The sequence below is a fragment of the Nocardia sp. NPDC003979 genome, assembly GCF_053605015.1.
The window spans coordinates 44,732-67,927 of the sequence record NZ_JBSGIJ010000021.1 but is presented as its reverse complement, the minus strand read 5'-3'; the positions used below and the strand labels follow the sequence as shown (position 1 = coordinate 67,927).

The 23,196-nt window shown below is 68.9% G+C and carries 10 protein-coding genes; 1 reads left to right on the top strand and 9 read right to left on the bottom strand.

The annotated features are described in order from the left end of the window. Position 1: 1 nt before the first annotated feature. Entirely contained in the window at positions 2 to 397 is a 396-nt protein-coding gene (locus ACWEVR_RS29120; protein ID WP_067637049.1) for a hypothetical protein, read from the bottom strand. A 168-nt stretch (positions 398 to 565) separates the two neighbouring features. Between ACWEVR_RS29120 and argS the strand changes: the two genes are divergently transcribed. Then, on the top strand, positions 566 to 2,332 hold the full coding sequence (argS, locus tag ACWEVR_RS29115; RefSeq protein WP_452469542.1) for an arginine--tRNA ligase: 1,767 nt from the start codon (positions 566 to 568) through the stop codon (positions 2,330 to 2,332). An 88-nt stretch (positions 2,333 to 2,420) separates the two neighbouring features. Here argS and ACWEVR_RS29110 read toward each other — a convergent pair whose 3' ends face one another. From ACWEVR_RS29110 to ACWEVR_RS29075, 8 genes are all read right to left on the bottom strand, one after another. Beyond that, on the bottom strand, positions 2,421 to 3,254 hold the full coding sequence (locus tag ACWEVR_RS29110; protein WP_452469541.1) for an alpha/beta fold hydrolase: 834 nt from the start codon (positions 3,252 to 3,254) through the stop codon (positions 2,421 to 2,423). Between the two features lie 58 nt (positions 3,255 to 3,312). Further along, positions 3,313 to 4,398: an ABC transporter substrate-binding protein gene (locus ACWEVR_RS29105; RefSeq protein ID WP_452469540.1), complete on the bottom strand. Its 1,086-nt coding sequence runs from the start codon at positions 4,396 to 4,398 to the stop codon at positions 3,313 to 3,315. A 108-nt stretch (positions 4,399 to 4,506) separates the two neighbouring features. Further along, positions 4,507 to 6,267: an outer membrane protein assembly factor BamB family protein gene (locus ACWEVR_RS29100; RefSeq protein ID WP_452469539.1), complete on the bottom strand. Its 1,761-nt coding sequence runs from the start codon at positions 6,265 to 6,267 to the stop codon at positions 4,507 to 4,509. 93 nt (positions 6,268 to 6,360) lie between these two features. Next, positions 6,361 to 7,164 carry a VOC family protein gene (locus ACWEVR_RS29095; protein ID WP_452469538.1) on the bottom strand — a complete coding sequence of 268 codons (804 nt, stop codon included), beginning with the start codon at positions 7,162 to 7,164 and terminating at the stop codon, positions 6,361 to 6,363. A 144-nt stretch (positions 7,165 to 7,308) separates the two neighbouring features. Beyond that, positions 7,309 to 8,097 (bottom strand): ABC transporter permease, encoded by a 789-nt coding sequence (locus ACWEVR_RS29090; RefSeq protein WP_452469537.1) that lies wholly within the window; start codon positions 8,095 to 8,097, stop codon positions 7,309 to 7,311. After that, positions 8,097 to 8,915, bottom strand: coding sequence for an ABC transporter permease (locus ACWEVR_RS29085; protein WP_452469536.1), 819 nt, complete (start codon positions 8,913 to 8,915; stop codon positions 8,097 to 8,099). Before ACWEVR_RS29085 ends, ACWEVR_RS29090 begins: the two co-directional genes overlap by 1 nt. Beyond that, complete coding sequence (locus ACWEVR_RS29080; RefSeq protein ID WP_452469535.1) at positions 8,912 to 9,928, bottom strand: ATP-binding cassette domain-containing protein; 1,017 nt, start codon at positions 9,926 to 9,928, stop codon at positions 8,912 to 8,914. The genes ACWEVR_RS29085 and ACWEVR_RS29080 overlap by 4 nt, the downstream gene beginning before the upstream one ends. Beyond that, the gene (locus ACWEVR_RS29075; RefSeq protein ID WP_452469534.1) at positions 9,925 to 23,175 is read right to left on the bottom strand and encodes an amino acid adenylation domain-containing protein; all 13,251 of its coding nucleotides are present in this window, start codon (positions 23,173 to 23,175) and stop codon (positions 9,925 to 9,927) included. Before ACWEVR_RS29075 ends, ACWEVR_RS29080 begins: the two co-directional genes overlap by 4 nt. Positions 23,176 to 23,196 lie beyond the last annotated feature (21 nt).

Below are 23,196 nucleotides of genomic sequence, written 5' to 3'. Positions count from 1 at the left end.
TTCACCGATCCCACGGTGCCCGCAGTTCCGGATCGTCGAAGGCGTCGGCCGCGTCCCGGTAGAGCTCGCTGATGCGCTGCTTCACCTTGTCGCGGTCGGCGCCGGAGATATCGGCCTGATCCAGCCGCGCCGCCGCATTCGCCACTGCCCGGAACACCCTGGTCGGCTTCCCGTCGATGATGTCGGCAACCGGAAACTTGTAATCCTTCTCGAGCGCCGGATCCCCCTCGGGATCGCGATACAGATAGATACTGGCGAGCTTCTTCGGATCACCCTTCGCCCACTCCAGGGCATCGTGCTCGGCCCGGTGCCCGGTCCATTCATGATCCCGTGGCGCCCACGGCATATCGACATCGGCGGCATTGTCGGATTCGGGCGGAACCTCACGCTTCGACATAGATCTCTCCTTGACGCTCGCGGGTCATGGATCAGCGGTTCGATCGTAGCAATTATGTCTGTACCTGCGGGTTTACCTACCAAGGGTCAACGAGCGATCTAGTCAGCGCTGGTCGGGCGGCGAGCCTGCGACAATAACGTCACCAACCCATCTCGAAAGGAACCGAAGGTGAGCTCTGCCGGTGTTGTACCGCTGCTCGGACGTGTCGCTACCGCTGTGTCGGAGGCGATCGCCCGAGTCCGCCCGGAAACGGCGGATGCGGACCCGGTAGTGCGCCGATCCGACCGCGCCGATTACCAGTCGAATGCGGCGTTACCACTTGCGAAGCGGGTCGGGATGCCACCGGCTCAGCTCGGTGCCGACATCGCCTCCGGCATCGATCGCACCGACGGGGTGATCGCTGACGTGCAGGTGTCGGGACCGGGTTTCTTGAACATCGACCTGTCGGACTCCGCGGTGTGGACGGCTGTCGCGGAGCGTGTAGCGGATGAACGACTCGGCATTGCGACTACAGAGGACGGGCGTCGGGTGGTGATCGACTACTCGGCTCCGAACGTGGCGAAAGAGATGCATGTGGGGCATCTGCGCACCACCATCATCGGCGACAGCCTCGCCAGGGTCTTCGGGTTCCTCGGTGCCGACGTGATCCGGGCCAATCACCTGGGCGACTGGGGCACCCAGTTCGGCATGCTCATCCAGTACATCGACGAGCATCCCGAGTCACCTTGGCACACTGACGAACTCGACGACGAGACGAGTTCGGTATCCGCTCTGGACAGCCTCTACAAAGCTGCTCGCGCACAGTTCGACGCCGATTCGGGATTCGCGGACAGGGCCAGAAATCGTGTGGTCGCCTTGCAGGCAGGCGATCCCGACACCGTCGCCCGCTGGCGCGAGATCGTGGCGGAGTCGGAGAAGGCGTTCGGCGCGATCTACGACCGACTCGGCGTCCTGCTCACTCCCGACGACTACGCCGGTGAATCGTTCTACAACGATCAGCTGGCCGATACGGTGACCGAACTGGTCGACAAGGGCGTGGCCGTCGACAGCGAGGGCGCGATCGTTGTCCTGTCCGAGCAGGTCAACGGCCCTGACGACAAGCCCGCCGTCCTGATGGCCCGCAAGCGCGACGGTGGCTACGGCTACGACAGCACCGACCTCGCGACCATCCGGTACCGGATCGCCACCCTGCACGCCGACCGGTTGCTCTACGTCACCGACTCCCGCCAATCCCTGCATTTCCAGCTGATTTTCGAGGCAGCGCGGCGAGTCGGCTGGCTCACCGACGCTATCCAGGTCGATCACGTCGCCTACGGAACCATCCTCGGACCCGACGGTAAACCGTTCAAAACCCGGGCGGGCGGCACGGTTCGGTTGATGGATCTGCTGGACGAAGCCGTCGCACGTGTTCGAGCAGTGGTCGCGGAGAAGAATCCGGATTTGTCGCCCGCTGAACTGGACACGATTGCCGAGCAGGCGGGAATCGGTGCGGTGAAATACGCAGACCTGTCGACTTCCAGAGTCAAGGACTACACCTTCGATGCCGTTCGGATGACCTCGCTGAACGGCAACACGGGCGTCTACCTGCAGTATGCGCACGCGCGGGTATGTTCGATCCTCCGCAAGGCCGGCGGGGGAGTTCAGCCCACAGTCGACATCAGCGTCCCGATGGAACCGGCTGAACGTGAACTCGTCTTGGTTCTCGACGGATACGGGTCGGTGCTCGACGAGGTCGCCGAGACGCTGGAACCGCACAGGTTGGCCGGCTATCTCTACGATCTGGCCCGCGCGTACACAGCGTTCTACGACTCGTGCCCTGTCCTCACAGCCGACGAACCGATTCGTTCCAACCGGATCGCCCTGTGCCTGCTCACCGCTCGCACCCTCGAACTCGGCCTGGGACAGTTGGGAATCGCTGCACCACAACGAATGTGAGGTATCGGCCGGACGTATACCGAAGCGGTGGTGCGTCCGGCCGATTTCCGTTGCTGGGCCTGCGCTTCGCCCCTGATCGACGAACTCGCTATCCGGAAGACACCTGTTCGGTGCGACGCAGTTGGTCGACGAAGGTGGTGATGGCCGTGGATACCGGTTGGGGGTGGGTCCACCACACTGCGTGGCCTGCGGTGGGGCCCGCGATGACGGTGGAAAGGCCGTGGGTGCCGGGGAGAGATGCGGCTAGGGCGCTGGCGTCGTCGGCGGTGCCGCCTGCTTGGTCGGCGTGGCCGCGCAGGACCAGGGCGGGGCAGGGGATCTCGGGGAGGCGGGGGGTGATTTCGTCGCGGGTGGCGAGGTTTGTCCAGGCCGCTGTGGTGCGGGGGCGGTCAGGGTTGGTGAGCCAGCGGCGGATCCAGTGTTCCTGGTCGGCGTCGGTGCCGCCGATGAGCAGGGGTGCGAGGGCGCGGGCTTGGGGTTCGAGGGGGATGGCGGGGTCGGTCCAGGCGGTGGCCATGGCGCGGTACTGGGCGGATTCCTCGACAGTGTTGGCGCGGGCTGTGGTCGAGGCGAGGGCCAGAGCTCTGGTGCGGTCGGGGTAGCGCAGGGCGAAACGCAGGGCCGTGTAGCCGCCCTGGCTCATGCCACCGAGGATGGCGGGGCCCGTGATGTCCAGATGGTCGAGTACCGAGGCGATGTCGTCGGCCAGGTCCCAGTAGGTGAACGGTTCGCCGGGGTCGCTGACGGTCTCGCCGAAACCGCGCGCGTCGACGGCGATCACCCGCAGTCCCGCCGCGGTGAGCCGCGCGGTGGTGCGGTCGAACATCGTTGCGTCCATGAGGAATCCGTGCGACAGCACGATCGGCTCGCCGCTGCCGGTGTCGGTGAAATGGATGACGGAACTGTCGCGCTGCACGGGCATGAGTACGAGGGTAACCGTGGGGACGCGCGGCCGGATCCGGCTGGATGCAGTGCGCCGATCAGTCGGTGACGTAGCCGTTGAGGCTGTTGCGCAGATCCGTCAGCACGGCGCGCGCCGCGGTGAGGCCGGTGGTGTGCCAGATCTTGTCGTCCACCGCGAACACGCGGCGATCCGTCGCGGCGCCAAGATTCTCGAATTCCTTCGAACGCAGCACCTTCTTGCCGTGTGCCTCGCCGTCGGGGCCGTCGAACATCACGTAGATGATGTCGCCCTCGGCCTTGTTCGAGAAGTCGTCGGGGATGATGTCGAACGAGGTGCCGCGCTGTGCCTGCGGACGCTGCACACCGGCATCCGAAAGGACCTGGGCGGCAAAGGTTTCCGAACCCTGGACCTGGATCGTGTCGGCGGTGAAGCGCAGCACCGAGGCCTGGGACTGGTTCGCGTGCAGCGCGGTGCCGACGTCCTGGGCTTCGGTGAGATAGGACTGCAGGGCACTATCGGCGGCGTCGGTGCGGCCCATACCGGCGGCATAGGCGACGAAATCGGACTGCCAGCTGCCGCCGCTGCCGACCAGCACGGTCGGGGCGATCGCGCGCAGCGCCTCGTAACCGCCTGCGGCAGGGGGGACGTCGCCGAGGATGAGGTCGGGCTTCAGTTCGGCGATGCGCGCCGGGTCGGGCGCGCCGATCGGGCCCACACTCGGCACCTTCAGCACGCCGTACCCCAGGTACATCGGCTGCGGACGCTCACCGTCGAGCGTCACCGCGCCCGCGACCCGCTCCCACAGGCCGAGCGCACATGCCGCGTCGAGGGCGGAGCTGGTGAGCACGACGATGCGCTGCGGGTCGGCAGGTACCTGCGAGACCCCGGCCGAGTGGGTGACCGAGCGGGTACCCGACCCCGCGTCGGGTGCGCTCGGCGTCGGGCACGCAGTGGCCGTATCACGGTCGGCGCCGACCACACCGGCACCGGCGATATTGGTCGTGGTGCGGATGATCGTGCTCGCGTCGTCGTGCTTGTCCGCACAGCCCGCGCTCACCACGGCGACGCACAGCAACGCGGCGACCAACACGCCACGGGGGCGGCGATGACCCTGCGTGGCGGTGCGACGGAATCGGGTGCGTTCTCGGGCGCTCACCGGCATGCGCACGAGGGTACTGGGTTGGGGTCGACGCGAATGTCGGGGGCCGAGGTCACCGGCCTCCGATACCGCACCGGACGAACGCAGCGCAGCCCGATCGCGGATCGGGTGTCAGCCGAAGCCGATGATCTCGGAACCGCGACCGTTGCGGTCACTCGCGATCACTATCAGGGATCCAGAGGTGGTGGCCACGCGTGGGTTCCCGTTCGGACCGATGGCGACGGGCACCGCCGGCTCCTCGCGGCCGGTCGATCTGTCCCAGCTCCGTAGCTTGAATTCGTCATCCAAGGTGAGCATGACTACCTGGTCGGTGAGCAGTTCGGCACGGTCCTCGACATACATCGCTCCGGTCGCGGGGGTGCTCATTTCGAGCTCGGTCCACCTGCCTTCGCCGACTGCGGACAACACCTCCCAGCGGTCGCCCGATCCTGCGTGCGGATCCGAGTTGTCGGAGCTGACCAGGGCAGCCGTGCTGTCCGCCTCTTCGACGTCGCTGTACTTGCGGCTCGGATCCACGATGGCCGACGACAGCGGCTGGTTCGGTGGCAGGAAGATCGCGGTGTCTACTGCTCCCTCCCGATGGCACTCCACCCAGACGAAGCCGCTGTCGAACACGCGGACGCCGGTGTTCATGGCTCGCACCGCTCCGGGCGTGGGAAAGCTGCGCGTATCGCGAACCTCTCCGGACATCGGATCGAACGCCGTGACGACCACCGTCGCGGCCTCTCCGTCACCACAACGCGCAACCCGGTAGATCGCTGTCATGGTGGTCGCGACCTGCGGTGCTGCTGCGGTGCACTCGGCTGATTCGCCTGGGATACGCCACATTTCACGCCCGGTCCTGGCGTCGTAGCGGGTGACGCTTCCGGTCTCGGAAGAGACGGTGACCAGCAGGTGCCCGCCAGCCGTGGAGCGAGGGTCGCTGGCGAAATCTCCTCCGGTCCAGAGCAGTTCGCCGGTGGCCGCGTCGAATGCCATCCAGCCGATATTCCTCCACTTGGTCAGCACCACGTCCTCGGCGCGCAGGTAGGTCGTGTCTTCGAGCCGGTTCCACACGCTGTCGGTGCTGATATCGCTGCGCCGGTAGTGCCATCGTTCGATTCCCGTCGCACCGTCGTACTGCGTGATACCCGCAGGCGTCACGACGACGAAACCGCTTCGGGTGACGAGAATTCGGTGGCCCAGATCGGGGTCGGCCGGGATCTGGAGCCGGAACTTCTCGGGCCCGAGCACCGCAGGTGCGGCAATCTCCGGTGCGGCTTCGGCGGTGACGCGATCGCTGAAGATGTTGTCGTCTCCGAAGCGGACCGCGACGCCGGCGGCGCCGATCACCGGGATCACGCCGACGACGACCGCCGCCGCCAGCGCCCACCAACGAGGCACCGGGCCGGTCGGCTTCACCACGAACACGAAGATCAGCAATGCGCCCGAGAGGGCGAGGGCGAGCGACGCGATCGCAGACGATGCCCGGGGTGTCACGACGAAGTCCGAGGTCAGTCGCTGATATGTCGACGGGATGTCCGCTGCTACCGCGAACCACAGGCCTCCACCGAGGACGAAGAGTATCGCCAGTACGCCTGCCGCACCGACACTCGCGGCACGCTCGTCACCGCGCCGCCCTGGAACGAGCACCACGGCACCGGTCAACGCCGCGGCGCCCGCGACGACCTGGGCTCCCACGACCAGACGGAACGGGAAGTCGGCGGTCTCGCTGAAATCGCCGTCGAACGGCACCGGAATCGGTGCCGCGACGAACTGGCTGTAGAGCGCCAGCACCACACTCCCGGCGAGGAGTACGGCACCGACCAGGCCGGCGAGTATCGGTATCGACCGCAGTGCACGCGCGCGTTCGGTCGTCAGGTCCCCGGACATCTTCCCCCACACAAGAACTCGTCGATTCCGCCCGCTCGGGCGTCGCGTCGAGACTAGCGCCGGGGGGCGACGCGGGAAACGTCGCCGCCTCGGTCAGCGGGCGGTGCCGCCGATGCTGAAGTGGGCGCCGGTGGGATCGGTGAGGCCGACGACCCGGCCGTAGGGCGTGGTCATGGGCTCGAAGACCAGTTTCGCGCCGAGGGATACGGCGAGTTCGGCCGACTTGTCGGTGTCGTCACTGCCGAAGTACACCGCCCACGCGCCGGGTACCCCTTCGGGCAGATGGCCTTGTCCGTCCATCACCCCACCCAGCATCGGGGACTCGGCGTGCAGGGTGGTGTAGCGGAACTCCTCGGTGTCGGCGACGGTGAAAGTGTCGTTCCAGCCGAACACCGCGCGGTAGAAGTCGAGCGACTGTGGGTAGGAGCGTGTCATGAGTTCGAACCAGGACGGCAGGCCGGCGGCGTCCTGCCAGACTCCGTCGGCGACCCGGCCGATCTCGCCGAAACCGGGGAACGGTCCCGGCTGCCACACGCCGACACCCACGCCGCCCACATCGGCCAGCACGGCCATCGTGCCGACACCGGGGACCTCCATCGCTTTCACGAACACGGTGCCACCCGCTTCGGCGGCCTTCTGCTCGGTGGCGGCCGCGTCGTCGGAGTGCAGGTAGACGGTCCAGCGGTCGGGGTACGGATCGCCCTCGTCCTCGATCCGGCTCATGGCACCGGCGACGGCGATGCCGTCCTTGCTGAACGTGGTGTACCCACCGAACTCCGGTCCGCCGCGTTCGGCGGTCCAGCCGAACAGTTCGCCGTAGAAGGCGATGGCACGGTCCAGGTCGGAGGTGTACAGGTCGATCCAGGTGGGATCGCCGGGCTGCGGGGTGAACTTCATGCTGGCTCCTCGGCTGAAGGGATCTACGCAGACGGTCGCAGGCGAGCACACCGTCTGCAATCAAGACGCGCCGCAGCGCGAAAAGTCATCGCCATCAACCGTCGCACCCTGCGGAGGCCCGCCCGGTAACCGATCGGGCCCTGCTCAGCGGCGGCTGGCCCGTCGGAAGCCGATGGCGGCGGGCACGGCGAACAGCAGGATCGCACCGGCCGACCAGGCGAGGGTGAGCAGCAGTGGGCGGGCGACGGGCCCGTGGTCGGCGAGGCCACGCATGGCATCGACGGCGACCGACATCGGCTGATTGCGGACGACCGGCTGGATCCACGTGGGAAAGGCGACCAGCGGAACGAACCCGGTGCTGAAGAACATCATCAGCGAGGTGAGGATGGTGATCCCCTCCACCAGCGAGGACTTCGCCGTGTAGACGGCCACGGCGGTGACGATGGTGGCGAAGGCCAGCCCGAAAACGACCGGGACCAGCAGGAAGACGAGCGCCGCCAGCGGTCCCTGCTGGAATCGGAAGCCGAGCAGCAGCCCGACGATCACCACGGTGACGGTGCCGAGCAGGATGCGGCAGCCCTCGGCGAGGATGCGGGAGGCCAGGCCGGAGGCCCGGTGCACGGGCAGCACCCAGAATCGGGCGAGCAGCCCGGCGTCGCGTTCGCGGCCGAGCAGTACTCCGCTCGCCACGGCACCGGACAGAGCGCCGACGATCGCGACCATCGGGACCGAGCTGGACAGCGCGTTCTCCCCGGTGAACCGCTCGATCTGGCCGCCGACCACGATGTCGAGCATCACGAGCAGCAGGCACGGGATGAACAACGCCTCGAGCACGGTGATCGGATTGCGGGCCCAGCGCAGCAGCAGCCGCTGGGTCTGGATCGTCGTCTGCCGCACCAGCGCCACCGGTGAGGTCTCCGACTGCGATGTCATCACGCCCTCCTCGAACTCAACCGGATCGCCGCCGGGGCGCAGATCAGCAGGATCGCCGCCAGCCACAGCAGCGACGGCCCCATCAGCGACCAGCTCACCGCACCGGTGTCGGCCTTGGTGTCACCGGCGAGTGCGCGCAGTCCGGTCGCGAATTGCGAGACGGGCTGGTTGCGCACGAACCACTGGACCCAGGTGGGGAATTGATCGGCCGGTGCCAGGCCCGTCGATAGCATGCCGAAGATCAACGGCGGCAGCATCAGCGCCTGCGAGGTGGTCTCCGGGCTTTTGGACAGCGTGCCGATCACATCGGCACCCAGGGTGAACGCGATGCCGATGAGCAGCGAGAAGGCCAGGAACCCGAGGGTGTGGGCGGCGTCGAGCCGGAACCGGAACCCGATCACATAGCCTGCCGCGATCGCCGCCGCCAGCGCCAGCAGCAGCCGGAACAGATTGCCCGACATGCGTGCCGCCACCGGGACCAGGGGTCGCAGTGGCATCGAGGCGAATCGCCGGTCGATTCCGGCGACGGAATCGGTGGCCGATCGGAAGGCGGCCGAGATGGCCGTGAACGCCGCCGCCTGCAAGATGACCAGCGGCATCATGTACTGGGCGTAACTGCTGAAACCGTTGCCGGAGAACGACATCACCGTCTTCAGCGGAATGTAGAAGCTCGCGGTGAAGGCCGCGGGTGCCAGCAGCGAGGCGAGCACCTCACCGGATTTGACCGACGGCACGATCAGCCGGGTGGTCAGTACCCACCACTGCTGCAGCGTGTTCGGGGCGGCGCGCCAGTGCGTCTGCCAGGTGGTGGCGGTCATGAGATCGCCTGCGGGGTGGATTCGGTCGAGGCGAGGTGACCGGTGAGCTGGAGGAAGACGTCGTCGAGCGAGGGCCGTCGCAGGGCGATGTCGACGAGTTCGAGCCCGGCGTTGTCGAGCCGCCGCAGGGCTTCGGCGAGCGTTTTCGCACCGTCGGGGGCGGGGATGGTGATGCGGTCCGACTCCGGGGTGAGGGCCGCCAGGTGCTCGGCGGGGAGCAAGGTGCCGAGCGCCGCGACGATCGCGGGCAGTTCCTCCAGATCCAGCGGCACGATCTCGCAGTAGCTGCCGCCGGTGCGGTGCTTGAGCTCGTCGGCGGTGCCCGAGGCGATCACCACACCGTGGTCGATCACGATGATCCGGTCGCTGAGGGCGTCGGCCTCCTCCAGGTACTGGGTGGTGAGCAGGGTGGTGATACCCGCGTTCTTGAAGCTGCGCACCAGGTCCCAGACGCCCTGCCTGCTGCGGGGGTCGAGACCGGTGGTCGGCTCGTCGAGGAACACCACGTCGGGCCGCACCACCAGGCCGCAGGCGATGTCGATGCGGCGCCGCATGCCGCCGGAGTAGGTGCCGACGCGCCGGTCGGCGGCCTGGTCGAGGTCGAATTCGCCGATGAGCTCGGTCGCCCGGGCGCGGGCGGCAGGTTTGCGCAGACCCATCAGCCTGCCGAACATCACCAGGTTCTCGTAGCCGCTGAGCATGTCGTCGAGCGCGGCGTACTGGCCGGTGAGCATGATCCGTTTGCGCACCGCGGCCGGGTCGGCGACGACATCGTGGCCGGCGACCGTCGCCCGGCCGCGGTCGGGCATGACGAGGGTGGACAGGATGTTCACCATGGTCGTCTTGCCCGCGCCGTTGGGGCCGAGGATGCCGAGCACCTGCCCCGGCGCGGCCTCGAAGTCGATGCCGCGCAGGGCGCGCACCTCCCCGAAGGATTTCTCGATCCCCTCGACGACGACGCCACCGGTGCCGGTGCGCGGAGGGCTCTGTACGGCAGTGTGTTCGACACTCATATCCGGTCTCCTGCTTCCATGTGGTCGTCGAGCACCGGCGCGATGACCGACAGTGCGTAGGGGTTGGTCAGGTCGTCGTGGGACACGTCGACGTCGTGGTTGACGATGTCGCCGGTCACGTAGGGCCGCCAGCCGTCGGGTCCCATCCATTCGGCGGGGTCGACGGTGGCGCTGAAGTACAGGACATCGCCCTGGTAGACGGGGCGCCGGTAGCCGGTTCTTGTCCCCGCGGAGGCGTTGTAGGAGCCCGCCATCCGCTCGATGGTCGCGGCATCGATGAGTTCGACGCCGCCGAGCCGGGCGGTGATGAGGTCGGCCGCCTCCTCGGCCGTCGAGGTGGCGGGGACGTCGTCGATGCCGAAGATCGCCCCGAAGGTGTTGATGAACGCACCGGGTGAAAGGCGTTCGATGGTGTCACCGTCGATGTCGGCGGTGTCGGTGTCCAGGAGCGCGACCACCCCGACTCGCTCACCCGCCGTAGCCAATTCGACCGCCATGGCGTGGGCGATGAGGCCGCCGAAGGACCAGCCGAGCAGGTGATACGGGCCGGTCGGCTGGACGGCGCGGATCTCGCGCACGTAGCGGCGGGCGAATTCCTCGATGGACCGAGCCGATGGTTCCCGGCCGCTGAGGTCGGGCGCTTGCAGCCCGTAGATCGGTCGTCCCGGGCGTAGCTGCTCGGCCAATCCCAGGTAGCTCCACGACATTCCGGAGGAGGAGTGGACGCAGAACAGGGCGGGGCGGTCACCGCCGGGTCGGATCGGCAGCAGGACGTCGAGGCCGAGGCCAGCCGGTCCTGCCTTGGTGGGTGCGGTGCGGGCGGTCATCGCGGCGGCTTCGTCGGCCGAAGCGGTTCGGGCGGCGGGTGTTTCGGCGAAATGTGCGGCCGCGCGCAGTGCCTCGGCCCACAGGTCGGCGAGCTCGGTGACGTCTGCCTCGGCCAGTAGTTCCGCGGCGTAGCCGAATTCGGCGTGCAGGCGTTCGCCCGTGACCATCGCGTTGATGTCGACGGCCGACATGATCGGCACGCCCTGGTGCTCGGGTGCGTCCAGGTCGCCGAGCGCGTCGGTGGGCAGCCAGCCGAGTCCTTCGAGACCCGCGGGGGTATCGACGGAGGTGTGCCTGCCCAGGTAGTTCAGGCAGATCTGGCCGGGAAGACGGGTCGGGAGTTGTTGCGCTGCCGTTGGATTCAGGTAGCGCAGCATCCCGAAGCCGATGCCTTTGTCCGGTACCGACAGCAGATCGTGCTTCACCGCCCGGATGGCCGTACCCATTGCGGGACCGCCCGCGAACGCCTCGTCGACATCGACGCCGGCGAGATCGAGACGGACCGGGTACAGGGTGGTGAACCAGCCGATGGTTCGTGACAGGTCGGCGCCCGGCACGATCTCCTCCTGCCTGCCGTGGCCTTCCAGCCGCAGCAGCGCCGAACGTTCGGTGACGCCGCGGCGCAGGCGCCACCGCACCAGGGCCAGTGCGAGGGTGGCCAGCAGCGCGTCGGTGACCGTCCCCTGGAACAGCCGGGGCAGGGTGGTGAGCAGGGCCGCTGTGGTGTCCTCGTCGACCTCGATGCCGAAACGGCGCACGGTGCGTGCCTGATCGATCGCCGGATCGAGGTGTCGTGTGCCGAGCAGCGGGTCGGGACCGTTCACCACCTGTCGCCAGTAGTCGAGTTCGGATTCGCGCCGTTCGGAATTCGCCTGCTCGGTGAGGGCGTGCGACCAGCGCCGCATCGAGGTGCCGACCTCGGGGAGCACCGGCGTGGCGCCCGCATCGACCTGCGCCCAGGCGCCGATCAAGTCCTGCACCAGGATTCGCCACGACACGCTGTCGATCGCGAGATGATGGGCCACCACGATCAGTCGACCGGGCCGGGTGTGCGAACCGGCGTCACCGATGGGGTCGAGCCACACGAATTGCAGCACGACACCATCGGCGGGACGCAGCCGGTTCATCGCGGTGTCGAGTTCGGTCTGCGCGAATTCCCGCAGGTCGACCGGGTCGGCGGCGGAGTCGAACACGGTGCGGTGCACTAGTGCGTCGACGTTCACCGACCCCGGTTCGGCGACCCGCAGCCGCCACCCGTCCGCGCTCGCCCACAGCCGCGATCGGAGCATGTCGTGCCGGTCGATGACGGCCGTGAGCGTGGTGACGAGCGCGGCGCGGTCGATGCCGACGGGCAGTTCGAGGACCGCCGTCTGGGCGAACCGGTCGAAGTTCCCGCCGCGTTCGACCATGTACCGCACGATCGGGGTCAGCGGGAGGTCGCCGGTGCCGCCGCCGGGCAGTTCGGCGAGCGCTTCGACGGTGTCGGCGGCGTCGATCGCGGCGCCGAGCGCGGCAACCGTGCGGTGTTCGAACACCTGCAGGGGCGTGCAGTGCACACCGCGCAGTTTGGCCTGGGTCACCAGCTGGATCGCGAGGATGCTGTCGCCGCCGAGCGCGAAGAAGGAATCGTCGACACCCACCTGATCGCGGCCGAGCAGCTCGGCGTACACCTCGGCCAGCACCTTCTCGGTCGGGGTCTCCGGCGCCCGGTACGGTGCTTCATCGGTGACGAAAATCGGTGCGGGCAGCGCCTTTCGGTCGAGTTTGCCGACTGCGTTGACCGGGATCTCGTCCAGGACGACGAAGGCGGTGGGCACCATGTACGCGGGCAGGGTGTCGGCCGCCAGAGCGCGGACGCGGTCGACGTCCAGCTCGGTGCCGGGCACGCGCACCAGGTAGGCGGCGAGCGCGGTGGCTCCGGTGGGACCGGGAACACCCAGTGTCACAGCGACTTCCACCCCGTCGATGCCGCTGAGAACCGCATCGATCTCGCCGAGTTCGATGCGCTGACCACGCACTTTCACCTGGAAGTCGGTGCGGCCCAGATACTGCAGGGCGAGACCGGACACCCCACGGGTCCAGCGCACCAGATCGCCGGTGCGATAGAGCAGGTCACCGGGCGCGCCGAACGGGTCGGCCACGAACCTGGCCGCCGTCAGCCCCGGCCGGGCGTGGTAGCCGCGCGCCAGTGCGGTGCCCGCGAGGTAGAGCTCACCCGCGACACCGACCGGTACCGGGCTCAGCCGGTCGTCGAGGACGAGAGCCGCCGCACCACGCACCGGAGTGCCGATGGTGACCGGCTCCGTCGCCGACAGGGGACCGGAACCCGTTGCCCAGATGGTGTATTCGGTCGGACCGTACAGATTGACCATCGTCCGCCCGTCGGTGCCACCGCACCACCGCGCGACCAGGTCGGGACCGACCGCTTCGCCTGCCACCGCGAGGACCCGCACACTCGACACCCCGCCGGGATCGATGGTGGACAGTGCCGAGGGGGTGATCACCATGTGGGTCACACCCTCGGCCGCGATGAGTCCGGCCAGGGGTGCGCCGCCGAACACGTCCGGCGGGGCGATGACGGAGGCGGCGCCGCAGCCGAAGGCCATCAGTGCCTCGAAGATCGAGGCGTCGAAACTCGGTGAGGCGACCTGCAAGACGCGGGCGTGCTCGTCCAGCCGCAGATCGGCGCGCTGGGAGGTGACCAGATCGGCCAGGCCACGGTGGGTGACGGTGACGCCCTTCGGGGTGCCGGTCGACCCGGAGGTGTAGATCATCCAGGCCGGGTTCTCGACCCTGATCGGCGCCGGGAGGTCTTCGAGCGCGCTGTCGTCGGCGTCGTCCAGGCGCGCGGCGAAGTCCGGGTCGTCGAGGATCAGCCAGCGGGTGGCGTCCGACAGCGCGGGTCGGTATTCGGCGAGGGTGATCCCTACGCGCGCACCGGAATCGGTGAGCATGTGCTCGATGCGGTCGGCCGGATGCTTCGGATCGACCGGCAGGAACGCGGCGCCCGCCTTCGCCGCGGCCCAGATGCCGAGGTGCAGCTCGGGGCAGCGGGGAAGGCCGAGGGCGACAACGGTCTCCGTGCGCGCGCCCGCCGCGATGAGCAGCCGTGCCAGCTGGTTCGAGCGGGCATCGAGGGTGCGGTAGGTCGTCGTGCCGCCGGTGCCGGCGACCAAGGCGGCACGGTCGGGGAAGGTGGTCGCTGTGGTGGTGAGCAGCTGGGCAAGGGTGGTCGTTCCGGCGGTGGCTGGCCCGAGCACCGGAACCAGTTCGGCGCGTTCGGATTCGGCGAGGAGGTCGATGTCGGACAGGCGGGTGTCGGGGGAAGTGAGGACTGTGGTGAGTACCTGCTTCCAGCGGTCGGCGAAAGAGACGACGGTGGCGGGGTCGAACAGGTCGGTCGCGTAGGTGAGGACGCCGTCGATGCCCGCCGCACCGGCGTCGGTGAAGCGTTCGCGCAGGTCGAGGGTGAGGTCGAAGGCCGAGGAGCGCCGGTCGAAATCCTCGACCTCGAAGCGCAGGCCGGGCAGCTCGAGAACCGGCTCCACGAAGTTCTGCAGCGACAGCGACACCTGGAACAGCGGGTGATGCGCGGTGGACCGGGTGGGGTCGAGCGCTTGGACGAGTTGCTCGAACGGCACGTCGGCATGGGCGAACGCGTCGAGATCGGTGGCGCGGACGGCGGCGAGCAGCTGCCGGAAATCGGTGCCGGGGTCGACCGGTGTGCGCAGGGCGAGGGTGTTCACGAACATCCCGACCAGGTCGTCGAGGGCCTCCTCGCCCCGGCCGGCGATCGGGGTGCCGATGACCACGTCGTCGGTGCCGCCGAGCCGGGCCAGCAGGACCGCCAGCGCCGCGTGCACCACCATGAAGACGCTCACATTGTGGGCGGCGGCGAAGTCGATCAGCGCGCGGTGTGTCTGCTCGTCGATGCCGAAGTCCACGTCGTCGCTGCGCATCGTCTGCACGGCCGGTCGTGGCCGGTCCGAGGGGAGTTCCAGGGCGTCCGGTGCACCGGCGAGCATTGCACGCCAATACTGAACCTGCTGGGCGGCAATAGCTTCCGGGTCCGAGGGGGAGCCGAGTAGTTCGCGATGCCAGAGCGCGAAGTCCGCGTACTGCACCGCGAGCGGCGGCCGTGACGGTGCCTCGCCCGCGACCCGCGCCGAATACGCGGCGACCAGATCGGCGGCCAAGGGCGCCATCGACGCGCCGTCGGCGCTGATGTGGTGCACCACGAGAACCAGGACGTGGTCGGTCACACCCTCGGCGGTTTCGGTGCCCGAGCGCTCGGCAGAGGCAGGCCGACGGTCAGCTCCAGCGCGCCGCCGGTGAGCAGAAGGGTGCTGTTGCACCGCGAACAGCCCGACGCGCAGGGGCGCCTCACGGGTGAGGTCGAACCCGGTGCCTGTCAGCTCGTTGATCCGATCACGCAGTGCGGCACCGTCTTCGGTCTCGATGAGCGGCATCACCGGCGTGGCGGTGTCGATACCGACGACGACCTGACGTGGGCCCTCGGCGTCGGCGGGGTAGCGGGTGCGCAGGCTTTCCTGACGGTCGATCACGTCGATGAGGGCCGCGCGCATGGCCGCGACGTCCAGGGTTCCGGTGAGGCGGAGCGCGATCGCGATGTTGTAGGCAGAGGAGGCCGGATCGAGCTGGTTGAGCACCCACATGCGCTGCTGGGCCGGGGACAGCGGAAGGCGATCCGGGCGCACCCGTGGCGCGAGCGCGGGACGTCCTCGGCTGCCCTCGGCGGCGGGCACCACCCGCGCCGACAGCTGCGCCACCGTCGGCGCGTCGAACAGATCGCGCAGGGCGATGGTCGAACCGAGCGCCGCATTGACCCGCGCCACCACCTTGGTCGCGCTCAGCGAATTGCCGCCGAGCTCGAAGAACGACTGATCGACGCTCACCCGCTCGTTGCCGAGCACCTCGGCGAAAACTTCGGCGACGGCCTGTTCGACGGGCGTGCGCGGCGCCAGATACGCCTGCCGGGCCGCCGAGAAGTCCGGTACCGGAAGGGCTTTGCGGTCCAGCTTGCCGACCGGTGTGAGCGGAATGTCGTCGAGCACGACAACATACGCAGGCACCATGTAACCGGGCAGTTCCGCCGCGACGCGTGCCCGCAACCGCTCGGTGTCGAGTTCGACGTGTGGGACCGGCAGCACATAGGACACGAGCACGGTCGCGCCCGCCGGTCCTTCGCGCCCGATGGTGACCGCGTAGTCGACTTCCTCGTCGCGCGAGAGCACCGCGTCGATCTCGCCGAGCTCGATGCGCAGACCGCGGATCTTCACCTGGAAGTCGCTGCGGCCCAGGTACTCCAGGGTGAGCCGGCCGTCCGCGTCGGTCACCCAGCGCACCATGTCACCGGTCCGGTACATGCGGTCGCCGGGTGCGCCGAACGGGTCGGCGACGAAGCGACCGGCGGTCATCTCGAAGCGGTTGAAGTAGCCGCGGGCCAGCGCGGGGCCCGACAGGTACAGCTCACCGGCGATACCGACCGGGACCGGCCGCAACCAGCTGTCGAGCACCACCACCGCCGCACCGCGAATCGGCCCACCGATCGTGACCGGTGCACCGGCCACGAGTTCGGCGGGACCGGTCGCCCAGATACTGAACTCGGTCGGTCCGTACAGGTTCACCATGCGCCGGCCCGCGGCCCACTTCTCGATGAGCTCGGGTGTGGCCGCTTCGCCCGCCACCGCGAGTACCCGCAGGTCGGTGAGATCGGTGGGTTCCATCGTGGCCAAAGCCGACGGGGTGATCACCGCATGGGTGACGCGTTCGGTGCGCAGCAACGTCTCCAGCTCGCTGCCGCCGTACACCTCCGGCGGGGACACCACGAGCCGTCCACCCGCCGCGTGCGCGGTGAGCATTTCGAAGACCGACGCGTCGAAACTGGGGGAGGCCACCTGCAACGCGCTCGCCGACGGGTCGAGAGCGAGCGTTTCGCGCTGGGCGGCAACGAGATTGGCGAGGCCGCGATGGCTGAGCAGGACCGCCTTCGGTTTGCCGGTCGATCCGGAGGTGTAGATCAGGTAGGCGGTGTGGTCGATGTCGATGGGGCCGCCGCGTTCGGCATCGGTGATCGGCGCGTCGGACACCAGCATGGCCCGGCGCAAGGTGTTCAGGTCGTCGAGCAGCAGCCAGTCGATGGATCCCGGCAGGGTCTCGCCGGTCTCGGTGACGGTGACACCGATGGGCGCCTCGGAATCGGCGAGCATGTGCTCGATCCGCTCCACCGGGTAACTGGGATCGAGCGGGACGAACGCCGCGCCCGTCTTGGCCAGCGCCCACACCGCCACCACCGATTCCAGGGATCGGGTCAGGGCGAGCACGACGAACACCTCGGGTCCGATGCCCCGGCCGAGCAGGACCCGCGCGAACCGGTTCGACCAGGCGTCGAGTTCACCGTAGGTCATCCGCAGGTCGCCCGAACTGACCGCGATCGCGGCGGGGTCGATGCGGGCGCCCGCCGTCAGTACCTCGGGCAGGGTGCGCATCGGCAGCGGGGGGGAACCGTATACCGGTGCCAGCAAAGCTCTTTCGTCGTCGTCGCACTGTTGCAGGCGGGCCACCGGGATATCCGGATTCTCGGCGAGCGCACCGAGGAGCCGAATAAACCGATCCAGAAGAGACTGTGCCGCACTGTATTCGAGCTGATCGGCCATGAACTTGACGGTGATGCGCAAGGTGTCGCCCGCGTCGTCCTCGCCGCGCAACGGAATCACCATGAGGTTCAGCGGGTACGGCGTGGCGTCGGTGCCCTCCACATCGAGTACACGCATCCCGGCGATGTCGAGGGCCTGCGACAATGCGGCCCGGTCGATCGGATAGGACTCGAAAACCGTGAGTGTGTCGAACAATTCGGCCAGGCCGACAGCGCGATGGATCTCCGCCAGCCCGACGTGCTGATGGTCCATCAGGCGCGCCTGCTCGGCCTGCACCCGCGCCAGGAGATCGGTGACGCGCTCACCGGGGTCGAGCGTCACCCGCACCGGAAGCGTGTTGATGAACAGGCCGACCATCTCCTCGACGCCGGGCAGCTCCGGCGGCCGACCGGACACGGTGCTGCCGAACACCACATCGGTGCGGCCGGTGAGCATGGCCAGCACCAGCGCCCAGCTCGTCTGGACGAGGGTGTTCACCGTGGCACCGGCGGCGCGGGCGGCGGATTCGAGGGTGGCGACGGTGGTCCGTGGCAGGTCGTGCGAGATCATCGCGGTTTCGGTCGACTCGATCCCGGCCAGGGTGGGGACCGCGCGCGTCGGGGTGTCGATCCCGGCCAGCGACCGCGTCCACGCGTCGAGCGATTCCTGGGCGTCGCGCTCCGCGAGCCAGGACAGGAATTCGCGGTAGGACCGAGGGGGTGGCAGCGGTGACGTGTCGCCCGCGGTGACGTAGAGGGCGAGCAGTTCCCGGACCAGCAGGGGCGTCGACCAGCCGTCCAGCACCAGGTGGTGGTTGGTCATCACGAGGCGGTACGTGTCGGGTGCCGTCGTGATCAGGGTGAACCGCAGCAGTGGGGGACGGCTGAGGTCGAAGCGGGTGAGCGCGTCCAGTTCGACCACCCGGTCGCACTCGCGCGCCCGCTGCTCCTCGGCGATGTCGGTGAGATCGACTTCGTGCCACTGGATCTCGGCATCGGCGAGGACGAGTTGACGTGGCCCGTCGGCGGTTTCGACGAACGCCGCCCGCAGGTTCTCGTGCCGGTCGACCAAGGCCTGGGCCGCGCGGCGCAGGCGGGAGCTGTCGACGGTGCCCGCCAGGGTGAGCAGGGACTGGACGGTGTAACCGTCGGCGGTGTCGGAGTCGTAGAGCGCGTGGAACAGCAGCCCGTACTGCAGCGGCGACAGCGGCCACACATCGGCGAGATTCGGGTAGGTCGCCTCCCAGCTGTCGATCTGGGACTGATCGACCGTGACGAGTGCGAAGTCCGACGGTGTGCGCCCGCCTGCCCCATCGGTGCGCGCATGGTGGACCAGCGCGTCGAGCGCCTGTGCCCACAGTTCGCTCAGTACCCGCACGTCGGCCTCGTCGAGCAGCCTGCCCGCGTATGCCCAGGTGACCTCCAGCTCAGCATCGGTGAGCACGGCGTTGACATCCACGACGGCGGCCAGGGGCGCGCGATCGTCGTTGGTCGCGGCGAAGCGGCGCGGCAGCCAGGGGCCCTCGCCGGTGACCGCCCGGCCCAGATAGTTGAAGCTGAGCTGGGGCACCGGCGCGTCCGCCAGGGCCGGTGCCGTCTCGCTGTTCAGGTACCGCAGCAGTCCGTAGCCGACGCCCCGGTCGGGAACAGCGCGCAACTGCTCCTTGGTCGCCTTGACGACCGAGCCCGCCGAGCCGCCGCCCGCGAACGCGTCGTCCAGGTCGATGCCCGCGAGGTCGATCGCGACGGGGTAGACGGTGGTGAACCAGCCGACGGTGCGGCCGATATCGGCACCGGGCAGCAGGGATTCGCTGCGGCCGTGCCCTTCCAGGGTCAGCAGGGTGCCCGTGCGCGCACGCCAGCGGCATACCGCCATGGCGAGCGCGGCGAGCAGCACATCGTCCGCGCCGCAATGGAATCGCTCGGCAACGGTGGTGAGCACCGCGTGCGCGACCTCGGCGGGGACGGTCGATCGCAGCTGCGCCATGGTGGCGACCACATCGCGGGCCGGATCGAAGGTGTCGCGGCCGAACGCCGGATCGGGGGTGGCCGCGATCCGCTGCCAGACGGGCAGCTCACCGGCACGTAGCGCCGCCTGTTCCGCCTGGCCGTGTGCCCACCGCCGGAACGAGGTCCCGACCGGAGCGGGCGTGCCACCGGCTGCGGCGATCGCCAAGTCGGGCAGCAGGATTCGCCAGGACACACCGTCGGTGACCAGGTGGTGCAGCACGAGCCAGCACAGCGGGGACGCATCCGCGCGTTCGATCAGCACGCATCGCACCACCACGCCGACGGCGGGATCGAGCAGGTCCGCCGCGTCCTGCAACGCGCGGTCGACAACATCGTCGGAATCAGACCGCGTCACCTCGACGAGACTGTCGGCGTCGATCGAACCTGCCTCGGCGACAACCCATCCCCCGTCGCGCAACGAGCTGCGCAGCAGATCGTGATGATCGAGCAGCACCCCGAGCGCCGCGACGAGCGTCTCGCGGCGGGTGCCGTCGGGCAGACCGATCAGGACGGCTTGACCGTAGCGACCCCACGGCTCACCGTGCTCGATCATGGCGTGCACGATGGGTGTGAGCTCCACCGCGCCGACACCGCCGCCGGGCAGCTCGTGCACCACGGTGGCCTCGGTGTCGCCCGCGATCGCGGCCAGCGCGGCCACGGTCTTGCGTTCGAACACGTCGCGGGCGCTGAACGCGATCCCCGCCGCCTTCGCCCGCGAGACCAGCTGAATGGACACGATGCTGTCACCACCGAGGGCGAAGAAGCTGTCGTCCACCCCGACCGTGTCTACCCCGAGCACCTCGGCGAACAGGGCGGCGAGGACTTCCTCACGCGGTGTGGACGGCGCTCTGCTCGCGACGACGCGGGCGCCGAAATCCGGTGCGGGCAGGGCCTTGCGGTCCACCTTGCCGAGCGGCGTGAGCGGAACCCGGTCGAGCACGATCACCGAGGCGGGCACCATGTACGCCGGAAGCGTCTCGCCGACAGCGGCTTTCACGGCCTCGGGATGGGCATCGGCACCGGTTTCGACAGTGATGTAGGAAGCCAGAGCGGTCGCACCGGACGGTGTCTCGACACCGAGGGTGATGGCGAAATCGACGGCGGGCAGCCGTTGCAGCGCTGCGTCGATCTCACCGAGTTCGATCCGGTACCCACGCACCTTCACCTGGAAGTCACTGCGGCCCTGGTATTCCAGCGTGAACCGGCCGTCATCGGCGGTCCAGCGCACCAGATCGCCCGTGCGGTACATGCGGGCTCCCGGCGCATACGGATCGGCGACGAAGCGGCTCGCGGTCAGCCCGCTGCGCCGGTGATAACCGCGCGCCACTCCGGGACCCGACAGGTACAGCTCGCCCACGGTGCCCGGTGCGACCGGCCGCAGCCACGGATCGAGTACCAGCCCGTTCACCCCACGGGCGAGGCCACCGATGGTGACCGGGCCGCCCGGACTCAGCGGTTCGCTCAGCGTGGCGGTGACCGTCGTCTCGGTCGGGCCGTACCCGTTGAGCAGCTTGCACCCGGCCCACTTCGACACCAGCTCGGGCGGGCAGGCGTCACCGCCGACCACGATGGTGCCCAGGTCGGGCAGCGTCGCCGGATCGAGGGAGCCGACGACCGCCGGGGTCACGTTCAGATGCGTCACGCGGTGCGCGCGCAAGACCTGCGCCATGTCCTCGCCCGCGTAGGCCGACGGCGGCACCACAGCGAGGGTGGCCCCGGCCGCCAGCGTCACCAGGATCTCCTCCACCGAGATGTCGAAACTCGGGGAAACGGCGTGCGCGACAACCGAACCCGCATCGACACCGAAGCCCGCACCCGATCCGGCGGCGAGATTCGCCAGCCCGCGATGCGAGACGAGCACGCCCTTGGGCAATCCGGTCGAGCCCGAGGTGTAGATGACGTAGGCGACCTGATCGGGGTGGATCGAGGCGGTCCGGTCGGCGTCGGTGATCGGGGTGGCCTCCTGCTCGGCAACGCGGCCGGCGCTCGCTTCGTCGTCGAGGCAGAGCCAGTCGACCTTGTCGGGCAGGGACTTTCGCGCCTGGGTCACCGTCAGGCCGGTGACCACCGCGCTGTCGTCGAGCATGTGCTCGATCCGGTCGTCCGGGTAGGTCGGGTCGATCGGGACGAAGGGAGCACCGGACTTGGCGACCGCGATCGTGGCGAGCACCGATTCGGCCGAGCGTGGAATCGACAGCGCCACACCGTGTTCCGGTCTGGCACCGGCCGCGATGAGCACGCGGGCCAGCCGATTCGTGTAGTCGTCGACCTCGCGGTAGGTCATCGTGTCGTCAACGCCCCAGCGCAGCGCCACCGCGTCGGGATCGATCGCGGCGCCCGCGGCGAGGATCTCGGGCAGGGTGCGCTGCTCGACCCCGGCAGCACCGCGCGCGGGCACCGACACGGCCTGCTCGGCATCGGCGAGCACGTGGACCGACGACAGCGGCGCCTCGGGGCCCGCGGCGAGGAAACGATGCAGGAACCGCAGGAAACGGTCGTGATGCGCGGCCAGCTCCGCGGGACTGTAGAGGTTGCCGTTGCCCTGGAGATCGATATGGGTGCTGTCTCCGCCCGTCCCCGGATACAGGTTGACGAACAGGTCATCGATCAGTCCGGAGGTGAGCACGTGCAGGCGACCGACGACCGGGCCGAGCGCGATCTTGGTGTCCACCATCATCAGGTTCACCGCCGGACCGAACGACACCGCCTCGTCCATCGACCAGCCGAGATCGCGGATGATGTCCTCTTGGCGGTACCGCTGCCGTCGCAGCGCCCCGGTGAGCTCGCTCTGCACGGCGAGGATCGCGGCACCCACCGTGGTGGTCGGGTCGAGAGCGACCCGCAGCGGGACGACATTGGCCAGCATGCCGCCCGAGCGGCGCAGCGTCGCGGAGGTCCGCGCGGACACCGGCAGGCTCAGCACGACCTCGGGAGCACCGGTCATCGCCGCGAGATAGGCACCGAAGGCGGCCACCACCGTCGGGGCGACGCCCGAATTGATCTCCGCGGCGACCGAATCCAGCAGAGCGCTGGTCTCGGCGGGCAGCGCGCCCGCGACCCGGGTGGGATGGCTGTCGACCTCGGCGGCCCGACCGGCGAGAGTGACCGGGTCCGGCAGATCGGCCAGATGGGAGCGCCAGTACTCACGGTCGGCCGCGAAGCGGTCCGAGCTCCGGTAGGCCAGGTCGGCCTCGACGATCCGCTGCAACGGCTCGGCCTTGGCCGGCGGGGGCTCACGGCCCTCGAAGGCAGCGTTGTACAGCTCGCCGGTGCGCTGGACCAGCGCCAGCGCGCCCATCCCGTCGAGCACGATGTGATGCATCCGCGAGTACCAGAACCAGCGATCCTCGGCGATCCGCAGCATCGCCAGGCGGACCAGACGGTCATGCGTCATGTCCAGCGGCGCGGAGTACTCGGCGCGCATCCACGCGTGCGCGGCCGCTTCCGGGTCGGGCTCGCCGCGCAGATCCAGTTCGGCGATGTCGGCGTCCAGGGTCGGGTCGACGAGTTGATGGGGTTGTCCGTCGATGTCGACCAGGCGAACGAAACCGGTGCCGAACTCGCGACCGGTGCGCCGCACGGCCGCGGTCAGCAGCGCGTGGTCGATCGCGCCGCTGAGTTCGACGTACTGGGCGATGGAGATGGGGGTGTCGCCCGCGATGTGCTGGGCGAACCAGATGCCCCGCTGGGCGGCGGACAGGGGGAAAGGATCTTCGGGCGCGGTGTCGGACGCTCGCGAAGAAGGCTGGATCATGAGCTGACCTGCGTTTTCATA